At 36.8% G+C, this 18,270-nt stretch carries 16 protein-coding genes; 7 read left to right on the top strand and 9 right to left on the bottom strand.

All coding sequences use genetic code 11. The features are described 5' to 3' along the window. The first annotated feature begins 44 nt into the window (after positions 1 to 44). The 7 genes from gltX to ACFIL8_RS00975 all read left to right on the top strand — a co-directional run bounded on the left by gltX (position 45) and on the right by ACFIL8_RS00975 (position 8,068). Complete coding sequence (gene gltX / locus ACFIL8_RS01005) at positions 45 to 1,475, top strand: glutamate--tRNA ligase (RefSeq protein ID WP_375688763.1); 1,431 nt, start codon at positions 45 to 47, stop codon at positions 1,473 to 1,475. A gap of 261 nt (positions 1,476 to 1,736) precedes the next feature. Then, positions 1,737 to 3,032: a citrate synthase gene (gltA, locus tag ACFIL8_RS01000; RefSeq protein WP_375618359.1), complete on the top strand. Its 1,296-nt coding sequence runs from the start codon at positions 1,737 to 1,739 to the stop codon at positions 3,030 to 3,032. 707 nt (positions 3,033 to 3,739) lie between these two features. Further along, entirely contained in the window at positions 3,740 to 4,492 is a 753-nt protein-coding gene (locus ACFIL8_RS00995) for a transporter substrate-binding domain-containing protein (RefSeq protein WP_375612135.1), read from the top strand. A 464-nt stretch (positions 4,493 to 4,956) separates the two neighbouring features. Beyond that, the gene (locus ACFIL8_RS00990) at positions 4,957 to 5,709 is read left to right on the top strand and encodes a transporter substrate-binding domain-containing protein (RefSeq protein ID WP_375612134.1); all 753 of its coding nucleotides are present in this window, start codon (positions 4,957 to 4,959) and stop codon (positions 5,707 to 5,709) included. A gap of 79 nt (positions 5,710 to 5,788) precedes the next feature. After that, a complete protein-coding gene (locus tag ACFIL8_RS00985; protein WP_375612133.1) occupies positions 5,789 to 6,511 on the top strand; it encodes an ABC transporter permease in 723 nt (240 codons plus the stop codon). After that, entirely contained in the window at positions 6,508 to 7,215 is a 708-nt protein-coding gene (locus ACFIL8_RS00980) for an ABC transporter permease (protein ID WP_375612132.1), read from the top strand. The genes ACFIL8_RS00985 and ACFIL8_RS00980 overlap by 4 nt, the downstream gene beginning before the upstream one ends. A gap of 79 nt (positions 7,216 to 7,294) precedes the next feature. After that, positions 7,295 to 8,068: an amino acid ABC transporter ATP-binding protein gene (locus tag ACFIL8_RS00975; protein ID WP_375613474.1), complete on the top strand. Its 774-nt coding sequence runs from the start codon at positions 7,295 to 7,297 to the stop codon at positions 8,066 to 8,068. A 20-nt stretch (positions 8,069 to 8,088) separates the two neighbouring features. Here ACFIL8_RS00975 and lpxB read toward each other — a convergent pair whose 3' ends face one another. The 9 genes from lpxB to frr form a co-directional block, all read right to left on the bottom strand. Next, complete coding sequence (gene lpxB / locus ACFIL8_RS00970) at positions 8,089 to 9,285, bottom strand: lipid-A-disaccharide synthase (RefSeq protein WP_375613473.1); 1,197 nt, start codon at positions 9,283 to 9,285, stop codon at positions 8,089 to 8,091. Continuing rightward, positions 9,278 to 10,150 carry an LpxI family protein gene (locus tag ACFIL8_RS00965; RefSeq protein WP_375612129.1) on the bottom strand — a complete coding sequence of 291 codons (873 nt, stop codon included), beginning with the start codon at positions 10,148 to 10,150 and terminating at the stop codon, positions 9,278 to 9,280. The genes lpxB and ACFIL8_RS00965 overlap by 8 nt, the downstream gene beginning before the upstream one ends. Positions 10,151 to 10,152: 2 nt before the next feature. Beyond that, a complete protein-coding gene (lpxA, locus tag ACFIL8_RS00960) occupies positions 10,153 to 10,977 on the bottom strand; it encodes an acyl-ACP--UDP-N-acetylglucosamine O-acyltransferase (protein WP_375609506.1) in 825 nt (274 codons plus the stop codon). Positions 10,978 to 11,001: 24 nt separating this feature from the next. Further along, entirely contained in the window at positions 11,002 to 11,469 is a 468-nt protein-coding gene (gene fabZ / locus ACFIL8_RS00955; RefSeq protein ID WP_375629629.1) for a 3-hydroxyacyl-ACP dehydratase FabZ, read from the bottom strand. A gap of 1 nt (position 11,470) precedes the next feature. Beyond that, positions 11,471 to 12,517, bottom strand: a complete 1,047-nt coding sequence (gene lpxD, locus ACFIL8_RS00950) for a UDP-3-O-(3-hydroxymyristoyl)glucosamine N-acyltransferase (protein WP_375612127.1) — start codon at positions 12,515 to 12,517, stop codon at positions 11,471 to 11,473. Between the two features lie 65 nt (positions 12,518 to 12,582). Continuing rightward, the gene (gene bamA / locus ACFIL8_RS00945; protein WP_375688761.1) at positions 12,583 to 14,979 is read right to left on the bottom strand and encodes an outer membrane protein assembly factor BamA; all 2,397 of its coding nucleotides are present in this window, start codon (positions 14,977 to 14,979) and stop codon (positions 12,583 to 12,585) included. 202 nt (positions 14,980 to 15,181) lie between these two features. Then, positions 15,182 to 16,330: an RIP metalloprotease gene (locus ACFIL8_RS00940; RefSeq protein ID WP_375612125.1), complete on the bottom strand. Its 1,149-nt coding sequence runs from the start codon at positions 16,328 to 16,330 to the stop codon at positions 15,182 to 15,184. Positions 16,331 to 16,345: 15 nt separating this feature from the next. Then, entirely contained in the window at positions 16,346 to 17,161 is an 816-nt protein-coding gene (locus ACFIL8_RS00935) for a phosphatidate cytidylyltransferase (protein WP_375613469.1), read from the bottom strand. A 731-nt stretch (positions 17,162 to 17,892) separates the two neighbouring features. Next, positions 17,893 to 18,270, bottom strand: a 378-nt coding sequence (gene frr, locus ACFIL8_RS00930) for a ribosome recycling factor (RefSeq protein ID WP_375688759.1), incomplete at its 5' end; no start/stop codon positions are given.

The raw sequence follows: 18,270 nt of genomic DNA, 5'->3' as shown, positions 1-18,270 counted from the left end.
TATAAAATTCCATAAGTAATATCTTAGTTTAAAGGAAAATATTCGTGTCTGTTATTACTCGTTTTGCCCCTTCACCCACTGGCTTCCTTCACATTGGTGGTGCTCGTACTGCTCTTTTTAATTGGCTTTATGCAAAACATACCGGTGGAAAAATGCTTTTACGAATTGAAGATACAGACCGAGAGCGTTCAACCGAAGCAGCTGTAAAAGCCATTATAGATGGCTTGCACTGGATGGGTCTTAGTTATGATGGCGCCCCTATTTCGCAATTCGAACGTGCAGAACGTCACCGCCAAATCGCTGAACAGTTGGTCAAGAATGGCAAAGCATATTATTGTTATGCTTCACCTGAGGAGTTAGCTGAAATGCGTGAAAAAGCCCGTTCAGAAGGGCGCCCACCACGTTATGATGGACGTTGGCGTGACCGTGATAGTTCTGAAGCTCCTAAAGGTGTTAAGCCTGTTATTCGCATCAAAGCCCCTCAAGATGGAGAAACGATTGTACATGATCGTGTTCAAGGTGATGTCCGTTTTCCTAATAAAGATCTCGATGACTTCATTATTTTGCGTTCTGATGGTTCGCCTACCTATATGCATGCTGTTGTCGTTGATGATCATGATATGGGCATCACACATATTATACGTGGTGACGATCATCTTACCAACGCAGCCCGACAAACGATTATCTTTAAAGCAATGGGATGGGACATTCCTGTTATGGCCCATATTCCTCTTATCCATGGTGAAAACGGTGCAAAATTATCAAAGCGACATGGTGCGCTCGGTGTTGATGCCTACCGAACAATGGGATATCTTCCTGCTGCTTTGCGCAATTACCTTGTCCGTTTAGGTTGGAGTCATGGTGATGACGAACTGATGTCCCTTAAAGATATGATTTCTTGGTTTGATATTAAGGATATTAACAAAGGTGCTGCTCGTTTTGATCTCAAAAAGCTCGATTTCATCAACGGACACTATATGCGTATGAGTAATGATCAAGAACTTTTTGATGCCGCTCTTAATATTCTACCAGAAACCGATAGGGGAGCACAAATTATTGAAAGACTTGATGAAAAACGCCGTGTTCAATTTTTAAAAGCAATCCCGCATTTGAAAGAACGTTCAAAAACACTGTGCGAACTGATTGACAATGCCTCCTTCATTTTTACGCAACGACCTTTACAACTTGATGAAAAAGCTCAAATGCTCTTAGATAAAAATGGACGAACCATTTTAAACAATCTTTATCTTGCTCTGAAAGCGTGCCCCTCTTGGGATACAAAAACTCTAGATGAAACACTTCGCTCTTTTGTCCAAACACAGAATCTCAAATTTGGATCTATCGCCCAACCACTTCGCGCAGCTCTTACAGGATGTGCAACATCACCAGGTGTTTTGGATATTCTTATTTTATTAGGACGCAATGAATCCCTTCATCGCATCAAGGACCAACTTATCACAACAATATGCCCATGATGTGCACTGAGTATATTTCCTCAAATAAGGATCTATACAGATATCTCAACGCGCCCTAAAAGAGTTTTTTATGTTATATCATTGAAATACATTTCTTATTGAGTAATAATGATCAATAAGGAAATATTTTTAGATTGCATGTACTCACTTTTAGAGGCAATCTACCCTTAAATAAGTAAGAAAAGCTTCAGTTATACATCCCCCACTCTGATGAAGCAGAGTCTTAATTTTTAGAAGTGAAGGATCTGAAAGGAATACCGAATGTCTGAGAATAACGCATATATTATTGTGAATGATAAAAAAGTAGAGCTTCCCTTGCGTAAAGGCACGAGTGGACCTGAAGTCATTGAAATTGCTTCTCTCTATAAAAAAACCGATATTTTTACTTATGATCCTGGTTTTACTTCAACAGCTTCTTGTGAATCAAAAATTACTTATATCGATGGTGATAAAGGCATATTGCTTTATCGTGGTTATCCTATTGATCAATTGGCTGAAAAAGGAGACTTTCTCGAAAGTTGTTATCTTTTACTTTATGGTGAACTCCCAACACAGCAAGAAAAAAATGAATTTGATCGATGTATTATGCAGCATACCATGGTCCACGAACAATTTGCACGCTTCTTCCATGGCTTCCGTCGTGATTCTCATCCTATGGCCGTCATGGTTGCCTGCCTTGGCGCTATGTCTGCGTTCTATCACGACTCTATTGATATTACAGATCCTCACCAGAGAATGATTGCTTCTGTTCGTCTTATCTCAAAAGTTCCAACGCTTGCTGCTATGGCCTATAAATACAGTATTGGACAAGCATTTGTTTATCCACGTAATGATCTTAGTTATGCTGCAAATTTCCTCCATATGTGTTTTGCTGTTCCTTGTGAAGAATATAAAACAAACCCTGTGCTTGCTCGGGCGATGGATCAAATATTTACCCTTCATGCAGATCATGAACAAAATGCTTCTACATCTACGGTACGTCTTGCTGGATCCTCAGGTGCTAATCCGTTTGCCTGTATTGCAGCAGGTGTTGCATGCCTTTGGGGACCAGCACATGGTGGTGCCAATGAAGCATGCCTAAAAATGCTACAAGAAATAGGTTCTATTAAAAGAATTCCTGAATTTATTGCACGTGCAAAAGATAAAAATGATCCTTTCCGCCTTATGGGCTTTGGGCACCGTGTCTATAAAAATTATGATCCACGTGCAAAAATCATGCAAAAAACCTGTCATGAAGTTTTAAAAGAACTCAACATTCAAGATGACCCTCTTCTTGATATTGCAATAGAGCTTGAAAAAATTGCCTTAAGTGATGAATATTTTATTGAGAAAAAGCTTTATCCCAATGTTGATTTCTATTCCGGCATTACATTAAAAGCTCTAGGTTTTCCAACTGAAATGTTTACTGTCCTTTTTGCATTGGCGCGCAGTGTCGGGTGGGTGGCACAATGGAAAGAAATGATTGAAGACCCTGCACAAAAAATTGGTCGTCCTCGACAACTCTACACAGGCTATGCTATGCGTGACTATGTTCCTATAGATGAACGTGCAAATTAAAAAAAGAAATCAATAAAGCTTCAATTTACTGAAGCTTTATTGAGAGTAATCAAAAAACATCCTTTAAAAATTTTTATAAAACGTGATTTTAAAACTCTTTCTACAGAGATAACATCATCATAAAAATTTACTAAAAAATTCTAAGTTTTAGCTCTGTAAAGAAATTGAGAATACTCTTCTGCAAATTAGCCAAACATTTAGCAAAAAGAAATTGAAAATTTTACCTTATAATCCTCATTATCTTTAATGGAAATGTATTCCCTATCATTCCCCCATGTTTAAAAGCCTTATTACATATTAAAATCTAGCAATGTCAGAATTTTTCTTTCTATCTTCTTCAGATAAAATTGCAAAAAGCTTACATTAAGTGCTTCTCTAATTAGAATAAAAACACTTTTACATTTTGTCCTGTTAAAAGCTGAAATTTTCTTTGTATTTAAGTTGATAGTTTTTCTTTTAAAGATAAATTATTGATTTTTAAATAAAATTATTAAAAATCACCCTATAACCAATAAGAGGTGACTTTCTTTCCTATATTTTTTATTCCCATACTTTATAAAAAAAAATTATTTTTTTGATAATGATATTCAGCATAATGATAGCAAAATGAACACAGATAAATTTTTTACATTGCTCCAAAAGAGCTTACAGATTATAAAAATTCATGATGGTTTCATATTTGCCAGCTTATCTAATAGGAGAACATAATGAAATTATTAGCAGGAGCTCTTATAATAAGCGCGACACTGTTTACCCTATCGGCCAATTCTCAAACGCTGAAAATTGCAAGCGATGCTTCTTATCCGCCATTTAGTTATATTGACTCAAATAACAAACTGCAAGGGTTTGATATTGATATATCTTATGCGCTTTGTAAAAAAATGAATGTTGAATGTACTATTGTCACACAAGACTTTGAGGGGATGATTCCCGGTCTTCTTGCCAAAAAATATGATGCTATCGTTTCTTCCCTTTCTCCTACAAAAGAGCGCTTACAAAAAATTGATTTTACAGATCCTTACTACAACACAGCACTCGCTGTTATCGTTACCAAAAATTCGGAAATTAAAGAAATCTCAACACAAGCCTTTAGAGGTAAAAACCTTGGTGTACAATCAAATACAACACAAGCTGCATATGCGGAAGATCATTATGCCTCTGAAGGAGTTAATATCAAACTTTATCCTACAGCAACAGAAGTTAATCGTGATCTTTTAAGCCATCGGCTTGATATCATCATCTTTGATAAATTAAAAGCATTAAATTGGCTTGAAAATGAAGGAAAAGACTGCTGTCTCCTCTTGGGAACTCTAGAAGAAACAAATTTTCCTATTGCAATTGCACTCCGTCAAAATAATAATGATCTTAAAAACAGTTTTAATAAAGCAATAGAAGAAATCCGCGCCGATGGAACCTATGAGAAAATTATGAGAAAATATTTTACTTTCGATATCAATTAGATAGTACTATGAATTAAAACTCAATCTGTATATTTAAGGGGTATCTTTAACTCTTTATTGAACATGCAGGTATAATTGGAAATTCGGCATTTTTATAAGAAAATTTACATTTATCAAAATAACTTTTAATTGCTCCTTGAGATCTAAACATTTTGTAGAATCTAATGACAACAATAAGGTTGTATTTTTACCGTATCAAAATCTAATTTTTTTATGTTCAAATTTAATAGCCTTATTTTCAAGAAAAATCCTCAGTTTTTACTCATGAAATGATTCAAATCAATCATTTCGTGAAAATTAAGCTATCATACAAGCAATAAGATATTTATTCTTTTTTTATCAATAATGCCCAACATAATGATCTAAAATAAACATCAATAAATTTTTGAATTGCTCCCAAAAAGCTTACAGATTATAAAAACATAATGATTTCATATTGCCCGCTTATCCAATAGGAGAACATCATGAAACTATTAGCAGGAGCTCTTATAATAAGCGCCGCACTATTCACCCAATTGGCTGATGCGAAAACATTAAAAATTGCGAGTGAAGGCACCTATCCTCCCTTCAGTTATATTGACTCAAATAATAAATTGCAGGGACTTGATATTGATATATCTTATGCACTTTGTAAAAAAATGAATGTTGAGTGTACTATTGTTACACAAGACTTCGAGGGAATGATCCCTGGACTTATTGCAAAAAAATATGATGCTATCATTGCTTCCCTCTCTCTCACACAAGAGCGTTTACAAAAAATTGACTTTACAGATCCTTACTACGATACAGCACTGGCTGTTATTGTTACCAAAGCTTCGGGAATTAAAGAAATCTCGACAAAAGACTTTAGAGGTAAAAATCTTGGTGTGCAATCAAATACAACACAAGCTTTCTATGCAGAAGATCATTTTGCCTCTGAAGAGGTGAAAATAAAACTCTATCCTTCCACAATAGAAGTGAATCGTGATCTTTTAAATCATCGACTTGATGTGATCATTGTTGATAAATTACAAGCATTAAATTGGCTTAAAAATGAAGGAAAAGATTGTTGTCTCCTCTTGGGAACTCTAGAAGAAACAAGATTTCCTGTTGCAATTGCAGTCCGTCAAAATAATAATGATCTTAAAAATAAGTTCAATGAAGCTATAAAAGAAATCCGTTTGGATGGAACTTATGAAAAAATTATGAGAAAATATTTTACAAGTGATGTTTATTAAATATCAATATGATATTTTAATGAAACCCGTTGGTTATTGCTAAAAAATATTATCTAACTCTTTCATGAGGAATACAAGAATGATTGAAAATTTAGCATTGCTATCATTTAGCAATGGTGGATGGGGAGCAGTTATACTTTCCAGTGCAGGAATGACTTTGTCATTGGCATTATGTTGTGGACTTCTAGGATTTCCTCTAGGGCTTCTCAATGCAGTGATGATTCGATCCAATATTAAGATGGCCAAAGCTATGGCACGCCTCTTTTCAACGATATTTCGTGGGCTACCAGAGCTTTTAACTTTGTTTTTAGTTTACTACGGATTACAAAGCCTTATTCAAAATTTATTTGACTATTTTAGTTTTGAAATCATGTTCAGTATCAATGCTTTTGTTGCTGGTGTTCTTGCCCTTAGTATGGTTCTTGCAGCTTTTTCTTGTGAAGTTTGGCTTGGAGCATTTAATATTTTTGATAAAGGTCAATATGAAGCAGCTAAAGCTTTAGGACTTTCACGGTCAACCACATTTTTTCGTATTGTCTTCCCTCAGCTCATCCGAAATGCCTTGCCAGGACTTTCTAATAATTGGCTTACTTTACTGAAAGATACATCCCTTGTTTCTACCATCGCGCTTGTTGACCTCATGCGACAAACGAATCTAGCTGTCGCTGCTACCAATAAACCCATGCTATTTTATTTTGTAGCATGCTTACTCTATTTGTTATTTTCAGCGGTTTTTACTGCAATCTTACGCCATTTGGAAACATACACTCAAATAGGCTATAAAAAGGTGCTAAGTCAATGATTCCTGAGTGGCTTTATTTTCTTTTTAATCCTGATCTTTTAAGTCATTATGGACCCAAATTTATTAATGGCTTTATTGTTACTGTTGAACTTGTTTCTATTTCTTGTTCTCTAGGCCTTTTTCTTGGTATGATTATCGCTTTTGCACGTCTATCAGAGAATACATTTTTACAATATTTTGCAAATGCTTATGTCTATTTTTTCCGTGGCTCTCCTTTATTAGCTCAACTCTTTCTTTTTTATTATGGGCTTGGTTCAATGAACAGTTTTTGGCAACAAGTGGGGCTATGGTGGTTTTTTCAAAACGCGTGGTATTGTTGTCTTTTTATTTTTACACTCAATTCTGCTGCCTATCAATCTGAGATCTTTAAAGGAAGTTTTCTATCCGTAACAACTGGACAACGCGAAGCATCAAAAGCTTTAGGTTTAAGCAACTCTGTCACATTTTTTAGAGTTATTCTTCCACAAGCAATGATTGTAGCATTACGCCCCTTAGGAAATGAGTTGATTTTAATGATTAAATCCAGTGCTGTTGCCTCACTTATTACTGTTTATGATTTAATGGGGGTTGCTAAACTCGCTTATTCACGGACTTTCGATTTTCAAGTTTACGTTTGGGCTGCTCTTATCTATCTCTTTATCGTTGAACTCATTCATCGTTTTATTGTTTTTATCGAGCAGCGCCTCACTCGATATTTACGGTAAATAAAATGATCATAAAAAACAGTATCAAATCAAAATGTTGAATTAATCAAGTTCTTCATCAATGAAAGAATAAAATAAGATGAATTTGAAAAATAATAAATCGATCTCTCCCAGTAAAAACCCTGTGATCTCTATCCAAAATCTAAATAAATGGTATGGAAACTTTCAGGTCCTACATGATATCAACTTTAATGTTCAAGCTGGTGAACATATCGTTATTTGTGGACCATCCGGATCAGGAAAATCAACGTTAATTCGTTGTATTAATCAATTAGAACAAGCACAAAAAGGTTCAATCTGTATCCATAACGTTGATATCCATACTGCACCTATACAACAGCAAAAAAATGTTCTTCGTAAGATAGGAATGGTCTTTCAGAACTTTAATTTATTTCCCCACATGAGCGTTATACAAAATTGTATTTTAGCACCTATGACCGTTCAAGGGCTTTCCAAACAACAAGCACAAGAACGGGCAATTCGTTACTTAACGCATGTTGGTATTGAAAAACACTGTGAAAAATATCCTTTACAACTTTCTGGTGGGCAACAACAACGTGTTGCGATTGCCCGTGCACTTTGTATGGAACCCGAAGTCATGCTTTTTGATGAACCAACCTCTGCTCTTGATCCAGAAAGTGTGGGAGAAGTTTTGGAAGTGATGGCTCGATTAGCCGATATAGGGATCACAATGCTTTGTGTTACCCATGAAATGGGCTTCGCACGTAAAGTCTCAGAAAGAATACTCTTTCTAGAAAATGGAAAAATTGTTGAAGATGCAGCCTCTGAAGAATTTTTTACCAATCCTAAAAGCCAACGTGCTTGTAATTTTCTTGCTAAAATTAAATATTAATCATTAAAATATTGCTTTATTTATACAATTTTATTCCTGCTTTTTAAAAGAGTGATAATTGTTTGTGCGCCAACAACCCCCGATGGTACTTCAGTTTTCATTTTCTGTTCTACCATCTCAAAGGAATCAAGTTGTGCCTGTCGCAATAAAGGATTAGCCAAAAGTTGTTCTACCTGTCTTGCTAACATGCCAGGACGGATTAATTCATTCAAATATTCCGAAACAATAGGCTTATCAGCAATAATATTTGGAAGAGCAGCACTCCATAACATCATTTTAGGAAAAATAAATAATTTAGAAAAGAAATCAAGTTTATAGCAAAGAACCATAGGAACTTTTGCTAAGGCTAATTCAAGTGAAACAGTTCCATGTGCAGCAAGAGCAACATTTGCTTGTGCAAAAGCACGCCATTTTTCATCTTCACCAACTACAATTTCTATCTTGCTTTTCCAGCCCTGCACAAAGTCCCGGATTCTATCTACCAAATGAGGTAAGGTTGGTAAAATAATACGTAAATGAGGAATACGTTGTACAAGAATCTCTACTGTTTCTCGAAAAATAGGCATTAAGGAACGAATTTCTGAATTGCGTGATCCTGGCAAAATAACTAATGCAGGCGATAATGTTTGTGTATCGATCAAATTTCTTTGTTCTAATTGGCTTTTTTTTTCTGACTGAACTCTCAAAAGGGGAGGATATGTCAAAAGACGATGTCCAACATAAGTCGTGGCAGGGCCTCCCAAATCTTGCATAATCTTTTCTTCAAAAGGAAAAACCGCTAAAACATGATCAACAAATCCACACATAGCTTTTGCACGCTCTGGCCTCCATGCCCAAACGGTTGGTGCAATATATTTAATGATAGGAATAGAAGGCGCTAAAGCACGTACCTTTTTTGCAATACGATGCGTGAAATCAGGACTATCAATAATAATTAAACAATCAGGTTGTTCTTGTGCAATAAATTTGGATAAATTGCGAATATGTAGCAACAACAATGGTAGTTTTTTCAACACCTCCTTTAAACCTATTAAAGCAATATCATGGGAATCAAAAAAGCTTTTTAAGCCTAATGCCTTTAAATGGCTCCCCCCAACACCAATCAAATGAATATTGCATCCTATCTGTTGTGATAAACAAGAAATTAGATCGGCCCCAAGTAAATCACCAGATTCCTCACCTGAAACCACTGCAATCTTTAAGAAACAATTATTCATGACCAAACTTTTCAAATGTCTCTATAAATAAAGAATATTTGTTGGCTTTTTCTATTGTTGTTTTCACTGATAATATTAGACTTCTATTTGCCTCCACCGCAACACCAGATAAACCACTCTTTGCAATATTCATTATTGTCGCGGGCCCAATTGATGGCAAATCAACGCGATTATCCTGTTGTGGTTTTGCGCATTTTACAAGAATGCCACCTTTAAGGGGAATTTGCCCTCTTTCTCGCATTTCACAAATACGCCACAACATATTATCAGTTCCCTCAGCGCCCTCTAGAGCAACCACCCTTCCTTGGACAACGACAACGGCTTGCCCGATATCTAATTGACCTAAAAGCTTTGCTGCTTCTACTGCTAAAAAAATATCTTTTTTCTCTTTTGGAGTAGCGCGCCGTACTGTTAAATTAAATTCTATGGGAGCTAAAAGATCTGGGACTATTTCGTGAGCACCAATAACACAAAAACCGTGTGCTTCAATAACCCGTATAAAAGCTTTTAATAACGCATCATCTCCCCTCTTCAAAGCTCCGATTAACTTAGGAAGAGCTAAAAATGTTGTCCAGTCCAGTCGCAATTGTTTAAGAAGTGGACGCTTTTTCACACCACCTGCCAAAACAACATTATATACACCAGCCTCTTTTAAAATTTTAACGAGTCGTGCTAACTCTACAATTGATAGCTCGCAATGCTCATAGCGATAAAGAACAGAATCTGCCTCACCATGCAAAAGCACAAGAAAAGGATTTTCTCCATTCTTCTCAAGAGTCTGCGCAACAGTAATCGGTAGAACACCATTTCCTGCTATAATAGCAGTACGGCCGGAAAGAAAACTTCTGGCTCCCCAAATAGGCATTTTTAATCCTTATGTTCTTTTATTCTAACACCTTCAAATTTTGGTGTGCAATAAAAACGCTTTCCTTCTTCTTTAATAAAATTAACAACTTCAGAAACAGACTGAGAAGAAGAATAGAAAGAAGCAACATCACTGACACGCTCTTTAAATGGTTTGCTATGATCAAAAAGCATAGCAACCGCATGACGGAGTGCATGAATATCTTGACGCTCAAGTCCTGCACGCTTCATGCCAATAATATTGAGTCCAGCAAGTTTTGCCTGCACACCAACAGCTGTTCCATAAGGTATCAGATCACCAACCAGTGCAGATACGCCGCCGATAAATGCATGATGTCCAACACGAACAAATTGATGAACAGCAGCACCACCACCAATAATCACATAATCACCAATAGTAACATGACCAGCAATCATTGCGTTATTGGCAAATGTTACATGATTGCCTACATAACAATCGTGAGCGATATGCGCATAACAAAAAAATTGGCAATTATCACCAACAACTGTCATTCCTACACTCGAATCGGACCCCCTATGCATTGTTACACCTTCACGAATCGTACAATTCTTACCAATAAAAAGAGTTGTAGCCCCTCCTTTATGTTTATTATTTTGCGGATCTGCCCCCAAAACGGCATGAGAAAATACTTTACTCTTGGCTCCTAACGTTGTCTTTCCCATTATTACAACATGACTTGTCAAACTACATTCATCACCAATAACAGCCTCTGAACTAATATGGCAAAATGGTCCAACGCGTACATTCTCACCAAGCTGCGCTCCCTTCTCCACAAGAGCAGTTGGATGGATTTTCGTACCGGACATTTTTAAATCCCCATCAAATATCGTTTATTCTTTTTCAACAATCATCGCAGCAATTTCTGCTTCAGCGACGCGGACATCTTCTACTTTTGCAACACATGAAAAACGTCTCATACCAGATCTTTTTTTCAAAAGCTGAACATGAATCTTGAGCTGATCACCAGGCATAACCGGCTTACGAAATTTCGCATTATCAACCGTCATAAGGTAAACTAAATTTGTTTGCTTATTGCCTAAATTTAAAAGTGCTATTGCTCCTGCCGTTTGTGCCATAGCTTCTAAAATCAAAACTCCAGGCATAACAGGCTTTGAGGGAAAATGTCCCATAAAATGTGGCTCGTTAATCGTTATATTTTTAATACCAATCGCTTCTTGTTCACCATCAATATCAACGATACGATCAATTAATAAAAATGGATAACGGTGCGGTAATATTGATAATAGTTTTTCAATATCGACAGCCTCTAAGTTTTTAGTTTTTTCACTGCTGATCATATCAGCGTTTCTCCTTTTTAACTTTTCCCATACTGCGCAATGCCGCTACTTCACGAAACCATTGTTTAAATGGTCGCGCTGGACTACCTCCCCATTTTTCGCCATCCGGAATGTCATTCATAACACCACTACGAGCAGCAATCTGAACAGATTTACCTATTATGATGTGATCCGCTACTCCCACACTTCCGCCAAGCTGAGACATATCCCCTATAGATGTACTTCCCGCAATGCCACATTGAGCGGCAATAAGACAATAGCGTCCAATTTTGACATTGTGGGCAATTTGTACAAGATTATCAATCTTGCTTCCTTCACCAATAACAGTATCTTGAAATGTTCCACGATCAATTGTCGTGTTCGCACCAACTTCTACACCATCCTCAATAATAACGCGACCAAGCTGTGGAATTTTCTCGATTCCAGAAACGCCCCCAACATAACCAAAACCATCTTGCCCAATGCAAACACCAGGATAAAGCTGAACCTTATCACCTATTATAGAACACTGAACTGTTACCTTAGGAGCAATATAGCAGTCACATCCAATACGGCAATTTTCACCGATAACAGCTGTGGATGAAATAAGAGTTCCTGCACCAATCTCAACATTTTTACCAATAACAGCTCCCGCTTCAATACACACATCATGTGCCAACTTAGCCGTTGGATGAATATGCGCATGCGATGAAATCCCCTTCTGCCCCAACCAAGGCATTGGCTTGACAGAATCTGGAAACAAAATACGACCAATCTGAGCAAAGTCACGCTGTGGTGTGGATGTCACCAAAATTGCCATAGTTTCGGGAACTTTAAAAACAATCTCATTCGTACACAAAACAGCAACAGCAGAACTGTCCAGTAAAGCATCAGAAAACTTCCGATGCTCTACAAAAACAAGCGAACCTTCCACAGCACTCTCAAGTGAAGAAAGAGTATTGATAACTTTATGAGAAAACTCTGGATTAAGAAGCTTTGCACCCGTCAACTCAGCAGCATTTGCAACTGTCAATCGTCGGGACGGCGTAAAAAAAAATGTATCCGCCATCAAAACACTTTCTCTCCCAGCTTAAGCTATTCTCTTCAAGTTTTTCCTTCTTAAAATCGCTCAAATCAGAACTTCGTAGAAATACCAAAGTTCAATTGTTGCAAACGATCACCTTCCTGCTTCGTTATTGGCCAAGCATAATCAAAACGCAAAGGACCAAACGGAGAATCCCACATCAAACTCACACCTGCAGATGAACGCCAAGCACTTTTGGTATTGGTAACAGACGGTTCACCCTTAAAAACGGCTTTATAATTATTGCCATAAAGCGTGGCAATATCCGCAAATAAAGCACCGCGCAACCCAAATCCTTCAGGCACGACAGGGATAGGGAACTGTACTTCAGCAGTCGCATTCATATATGTCGTTCCCCCCAAGAAATAAACCTCACCCTTACTGGAAACCTGACGCGGACCTATTCCATTATATTTGAACCCTCGAATCATATCAGAATTTACTTTAAACATATCGAAAATACGAACACCATCTCGGCCCATTCCGTGGATATAACCACCCCCAAAGGAAAGCAAACCAACGATATCCTTCTGGTCAGAAAGAGTCTTGTACATCATCGCCTTACCCGTGGTCTTCAAGAACTTTGCACTCCCACCAAGCCCTGCATATTCCTGAAGCAGATGCACGTACCACCCATCATGGGGGGATCTCATATCATCAATCGTATTATAGGTGAAACCATAACTAATTGATGAACGTTTCCAAGGGCTGTGTTTTGCAGCTTGAACAATCGCACCAGAATATTTCCCATATAATTCTATTATGTCACTCTCTTTGTCAAAATCATACTCTCCGCCAAAATCATATTCTTCCTGCACATAAGAATAAGCTACATTAGCAGATAATTGATTATTAATAGGTAACGAAAACCGCAGCGATCCACCTGTCTGCCGTACATCATAGGCTTTATCAGCACGATAAGTACTACGAAAAACATCAACACCAGCAGATAAACGATACCCTAAGAAATAAGGATCAACAAATGATAAATTATAATTACGAGATTTTTCTTGCCCCGCACCTAATCCTAAACGAACATATTGACCACGTCCCCCAAGATTACGTTCAGTAACAGAAACTTCAAGTGACATACCAGGACTTGTTCCCCCTGTTGTATACCCTCCAGAAAGAGAAAGATCTCCTGTTGAAGCTTCAACGACATCTATTACCAAAACAACTTGGTCAGATTGATCTGTAGGAACCATTGAAATATTAACGGCTTTGAAGAAACCTAAACTTTCTAGACGACGTTTTGCCCGCTGTAATAAAGTTTGATTGTAAGCATCTCCTTCGTTTAAATCAATCTCACGGCGAATGACGTAATCACGCGTTTTCTCATTGCCACGTATATCAATACGTTGAATATAAGCACGTGTACCCCGTTCAATATTATATAAAATTGAAATTGTATGATTTGCTAAATTACGATTTCCCCGCGGTTCAACTTTAGCAAAAGCATATCCCGAATCAGCAACTTTGTTATTAATAGTTGCAACAGACTGTTCAATATCTTCTGCACTATAAACATTACCTGGCTGGGTTTTAAGCATCCTTTTCACAGATTGAACGTCAATTCCATCAACATCACTTTCAACCTGAATATCGCTAATTTTATAGAGCGCACCCTCATCAAGAACGAAAGAAATTTTATACGTATTGCTTGCTGCATCAAAAGTTGCTTTAGAAGAGACTACACGAAAATCTGCATAACCACGGTTATAATAAAAGCGACGTAAAGCTTCTTCATCAACAGCGAGGCGCTCTTCACTGTAAACATCACCTCCCAACAACTTCGAAAAAATTCCTGAAGTTTTTGTTGAAATCACATCACGCAAACGACGACTTCCAAAGACATTATTTCCCTTAAAAGTGATATCACCAATCTTTGTTTTTTTCCCTTCAACGACATTAAATACCACATTAACCCGCCCTTTTCCAAGGTTAATCGTTTGAACGTTAACAGTGATATTATTACGACCAAGAGTTTTATAAGCCTCACGAATTGTATTTATATCAGCAGAAAGCTTAGCAGAATTAAAAGGCTCATTCGGTTTTAAAGAAATAAACCGCTTAAGATCTGGGTCTTTAAAAGATTTATTTCCTTGAAACAATATTTGATTGACAACCTCATATTCTTTTACGAATACAACCAATTTATCACCCACCGGATTTATTTTAACATCATAAAATAAACCCAATTCGAAAAGATTCTTCACAGCACTATCAACATCACCACTGGAAACACCTTGCCCAACCTTAATCCCCATATTGTCTCGAATCGCCTGAGAACTTACAAACTTATTCCCACGAACCTCAATAGAGCGGACTACAGACGCTTGTATTTCTCCGACCGCAGCAATTGACATAAAAACCGTTGCTGGGGCAATCATCCCCATCTTTAACACCAATACAGATGCTGCATTTAAAAACTTTGAATTCGTAGTCATTGGCTTTTTTACCTTACTCTCGTTCCTTGGACATGATGCCTTAAAAGCTAACTGCCATAACAACCTTTTTACAGCGAGACTTTTCATTCCTTAATTACTCATTATAATGTACAACGCCACAACATTTTGTAGACATGGTAAACAACCTTCAATTTGTTTTTGCTATTATTACTTAATTTATAAAGCGTTTTCCATAATTTAATTAGCTAAACCAACAAAAATAATCATTAAAAAAGACAAAGATCATAAAAAGGAGAAGAATGAAAAAACCTAAACGAAAAACGATTCCCTGAATTTTAGCAGATATTTTCCTCCCAGTAATGACCTCAATGACATGCAATAAAAGATGCCCACCGTCAAGCGGTAGAATCGGAAAAAGGTTAATAAGCCCAACACTTATTGAAAGAAAAGCTGCCAAATTCAACAAAGAGATAAAACCTGTCTCGCTCACTTTCCAAGCAATTTTAACGGTTTTAGAAGGTCCACTTAGCCGACAACGATCCTCTTTGCCTCCTATTAAACGACTCATAAAAAGAACGGTTTGAGTGGCGATAAACACAGTACGGTCTGACGCTTTTCTTACAGCTGTTACAAAACCATAGCGAATATGTTTTATATAAGTTGGATCTAAACGTGCAGGATTATTTAAATCAACAGGAACACCTACACCTATCATAGCACTTCGTGTTCGATTACCAAATCCATCATCTCGCTCAACGACTTTCGGGGTAATCATCGTTGTAAAGACTCGCCCCATGCGTTCTATTTTAAACTCTATGGGTTCTCTTCCGTGAAAAGCTACATAATTCATCAAATCTTCAAAGCTTTCAACCCGTCGTCCATCCATTTCAACAAAACGATCACCTAATTCCAAACCGGATTGAAGAGCAGGGCTATCTTTTACCAAAGAACCAACAACGGGCTCAATGGCTACACGACCATAGATAAAGAAAAAAAATGTTAGAATAACAACAGTAAAAAGGGCATTAAAGAAAGGACCGGCAAAAACAGTTGCTGCTTTTTTCCAAGCATGCGCACTAACAAATGAACCATCAACAATCAGAGATGATTGGGATGATTCCGTATCGATTTTTTCCTCATCCCCAACAAATTTTACATAACCTCCTAAGGGGATAAGTGCTAAACGCCACTTCGTGCCATGCTTATCTGTATAACTCGCTATTTCTGGTCCAAATCCAAGCGAAAAAATTAACGCCTTAATACCACACCACCGACCAATGAGATAGTGCCCAAATTCGTGCACAAAAATGATAATCATAATGATGAAAAGAATACTCAAACTTCTTAAAAGAAAATCACCGATAGTGACGATATGATTTAAAAGTTCCAAACTATCTTCTCCCAATTAGATCATACTAAAAAGATTAAAAGGCGCATCCATATCAGACATAAATGAACCAATTAAATAAAGAAGAAAAGCTGCCCCTACCAATCCATCTATACGATCCATAAAACCACCATGTCCAGGCAATAAAGAACTAGAATCTTTAACAGAAAACCGTCTTTTGAGCCATGATTGCCCTAAATCACTCAATTGTGAAACAATTGACAAAACAAGTGTAAGGAGTGGCACAAAAAAACTGGCTAAATTTATATCAAAAAATCCAAAAGCGACCCATATACCACCGAAAACTCCGACAAATGTACCACCAAGTGCTCCTGACCATGTTTTATTAGGAGAAAATTGTGGTGCTAATTTAGGCCCCCCTAATGCACGTCCGATAAAATAACCACCAATATCTGTTCCCCACACTATCGTAAATAAGAAAATAACAACTTGGAACCCCAACATTTCATGATCCCGTAGAAAGCATAAAGCAACAACAGGAAAAGATGCATATAAAAAACCACAAAAAACCCAACCACTCTTTTTTATAGATATAATAGCTAACACTGTAGCTAAAACGATTAAAACACAAAAAATCAATGAAGCAGATACACTCAATACTAAAAAAAAGCCAAAGATTAAATAAAAGATACTTGCTAATATTTTTTGTAAAATACACCATTTCTCTTTAGTAATACTCATCCACTCATAAAGAACAAAACCGCCAATACACCATACAAATAAAAAAAAGAAGTTTCCTCCCAACCATGTTAGATACAACGCAATAATGCCAAAAACAAAAGCTGTCAGAATACGATAAACCAAATTAGACAAAACAACATCCAAACAATAAAAATAGAAAATACAAGCTCTAAAATTAACGCAAGAAAAACTCCCCTACGCAGTATTTTTATCTCATACCTGTATAATTTCTCTTATAATTTATCATAAATAATTCAGTCTACTAAGATAGCGCTTATGAAACTAATAATCAATGAAAACAGCTTCAAAAATCTCCGTCAAAATTATAAAATATTTTTTTAATATTTTCTCAATATAAAATGAAAAAGCAGTTACCTCTGCCCCATACAAATTAACTAATATAGGTTTCGTATAAAAACACTTTTCTATCAACTATTCGTCATTAAAAAATGAATTACGCCACATAACATCTGCTTGATCAATTATACTCACATGTTTTATAATGAGAAATAAGAGAAAGGTTAGACTTGTTTTTTTGCATTATATTCTTTCCTCAACCTTCATCTTAGAATATTTGAATAATTTCTAATAATGCTTTCATTATGCATTTTAACAAAGACGTGCTCAACTAAAAACCCGCACCATGCTGTTAAATAGTGTCTCCCAGCAAAGGGCATGATTTATCACGCAGACTAAAAAATTAAAACATCTGCCCTTTCAAATCAGTCTCTCCCATATCAAAATGATAGAACACCTTCCTGCATCACACCTTGCTACCACAGAGCACACCACTCCCCACAATTATCCCTAGAAACAATTTACAGGCTGGGAGTAAATATCCTTTTTCTAGTGACAAAATCGTCTTAAACGTGCATAATTTCAGATTCTTTTACGGCTAAAATTTTATCAATATCAGCAATAGTTTCATCCGTGAGTTTTTGAACTTTTTCAGACAAACTATGGGCTTCATCTTGTCCAATTTCACCATCTTTTTCTAACTTTTTCAAATTGTCCAGACCATCCCGACGAACATGACGTGTAGCAACACGCGCTTGCTCTGCATAGTGATGCGCAATTTTTACAAGTTCTTTACGGCGCTCTTCATTCAATTCAGGCAAAGGAATACGTAGATTCGTACCATCAGTTATGGGATTTAAACCAAGACCAGAATCGCGAATAGCGCGCTCTACAGCTCCGACCATCGTTTTATCCCATACAGAAACAGAAAGCATCCGAGGTTC

Source organism: Bartonella sp. AP57NXGY, assembly GCF_042195805.1.
Taxonomy (GTDB): domain Bacteria; phylum Pseudomonadota; class Alphaproteobacteria; order Rhizobiales; family Rhizobiaceae; genus Bartonella.
This window is presented reverse-complemented; position numbering and strand designations above follow the sequence as displayed.

Excerpts from the sequence above, each read along its gene's own strand:
- gltA (WP_375618359.1), top strand. The coding sequence starts at position 1,737 with ATGTCTGAGAATAACGCATATATTATTGTGAATGATAAAAAAGTAGAG.
- ACFIL8_RS00995 (WP_375612135.1), top strand. The coding sequence starts at position 3,740 with ATGAAATTATTAGCAGGAGCTCTTATAATAAGCGCGACACTGTTTACC.
- ACFIL8_RS00990 (WP_375612134.1), top strand. The coding sequence starts at position 4,957 with ATGAAACTATTAGCAGGAGCTCTTATAATAAGCGCCGCACTATTCACC.
- ACFIL8_RS00985 (WP_375612133.1), top strand. The coding sequence starts at position 5,789 with ATGATTGAAAATTTAGCATTGCTATCATTTAGCAATGGTGGATGGGGA.
- ACFIL8_RS00980 (WP_375612132.1), top strand. The coding sequence starts at position 6,508 with ATGATTCCTGAGTGGCTTTATTTTCTTTTTAATCCTGATCTTTTAAGT.
- ACFIL8_RS00975 (WP_375613474.1), top strand. The coding sequence starts at position 7,295 with ATGAATTTGAAAAATAATAAATCGATCTCTCCCAGTAAAAACCCTGTG.
- lpxB (WP_375613473.1), bottom strand. The coding sequence starts at position 9,285 with ATGAATAATTGTTTCTTAAAGATTGCAGTGGTTTCAGGTGAGGAATCT.
- ACFIL8_RS00965 (WP_375612129.1), bottom strand. The coding sequence starts at position 10,150 with ATGCCTATTTGGGGAGCCAGAAGTTTTCTTTCCGGCCGTACTGCTATT.
- lpxA (WP_375609506.1), bottom strand. The coding sequence starts at position 10,977 with ATGTCCGGTACGAAAATCCATCCAACTGCTCTTGTGGAGAAGGGAGCG.
- fabZ (WP_375629629.1), bottom strand. The coding sequence starts at position 11,469 with ATGATCAGCAGTGAAAAAACTAAAAACTTAGAGGCTGTCGATATTGAA.
- lpxD (WP_375612127.1), bottom strand. The coding sequence starts at position 12,517 with ATGGCGGATACATTTTTTTTTACGCCGTCCCGACGATTGACAGTTGCA.
- bamA (WP_375688761.1), bottom strand. The coding sequence starts at position 14,979 with ATGACTACGAATTCAAAGTTTTTAAATGCAGCATCTGTATTGGTGTTA.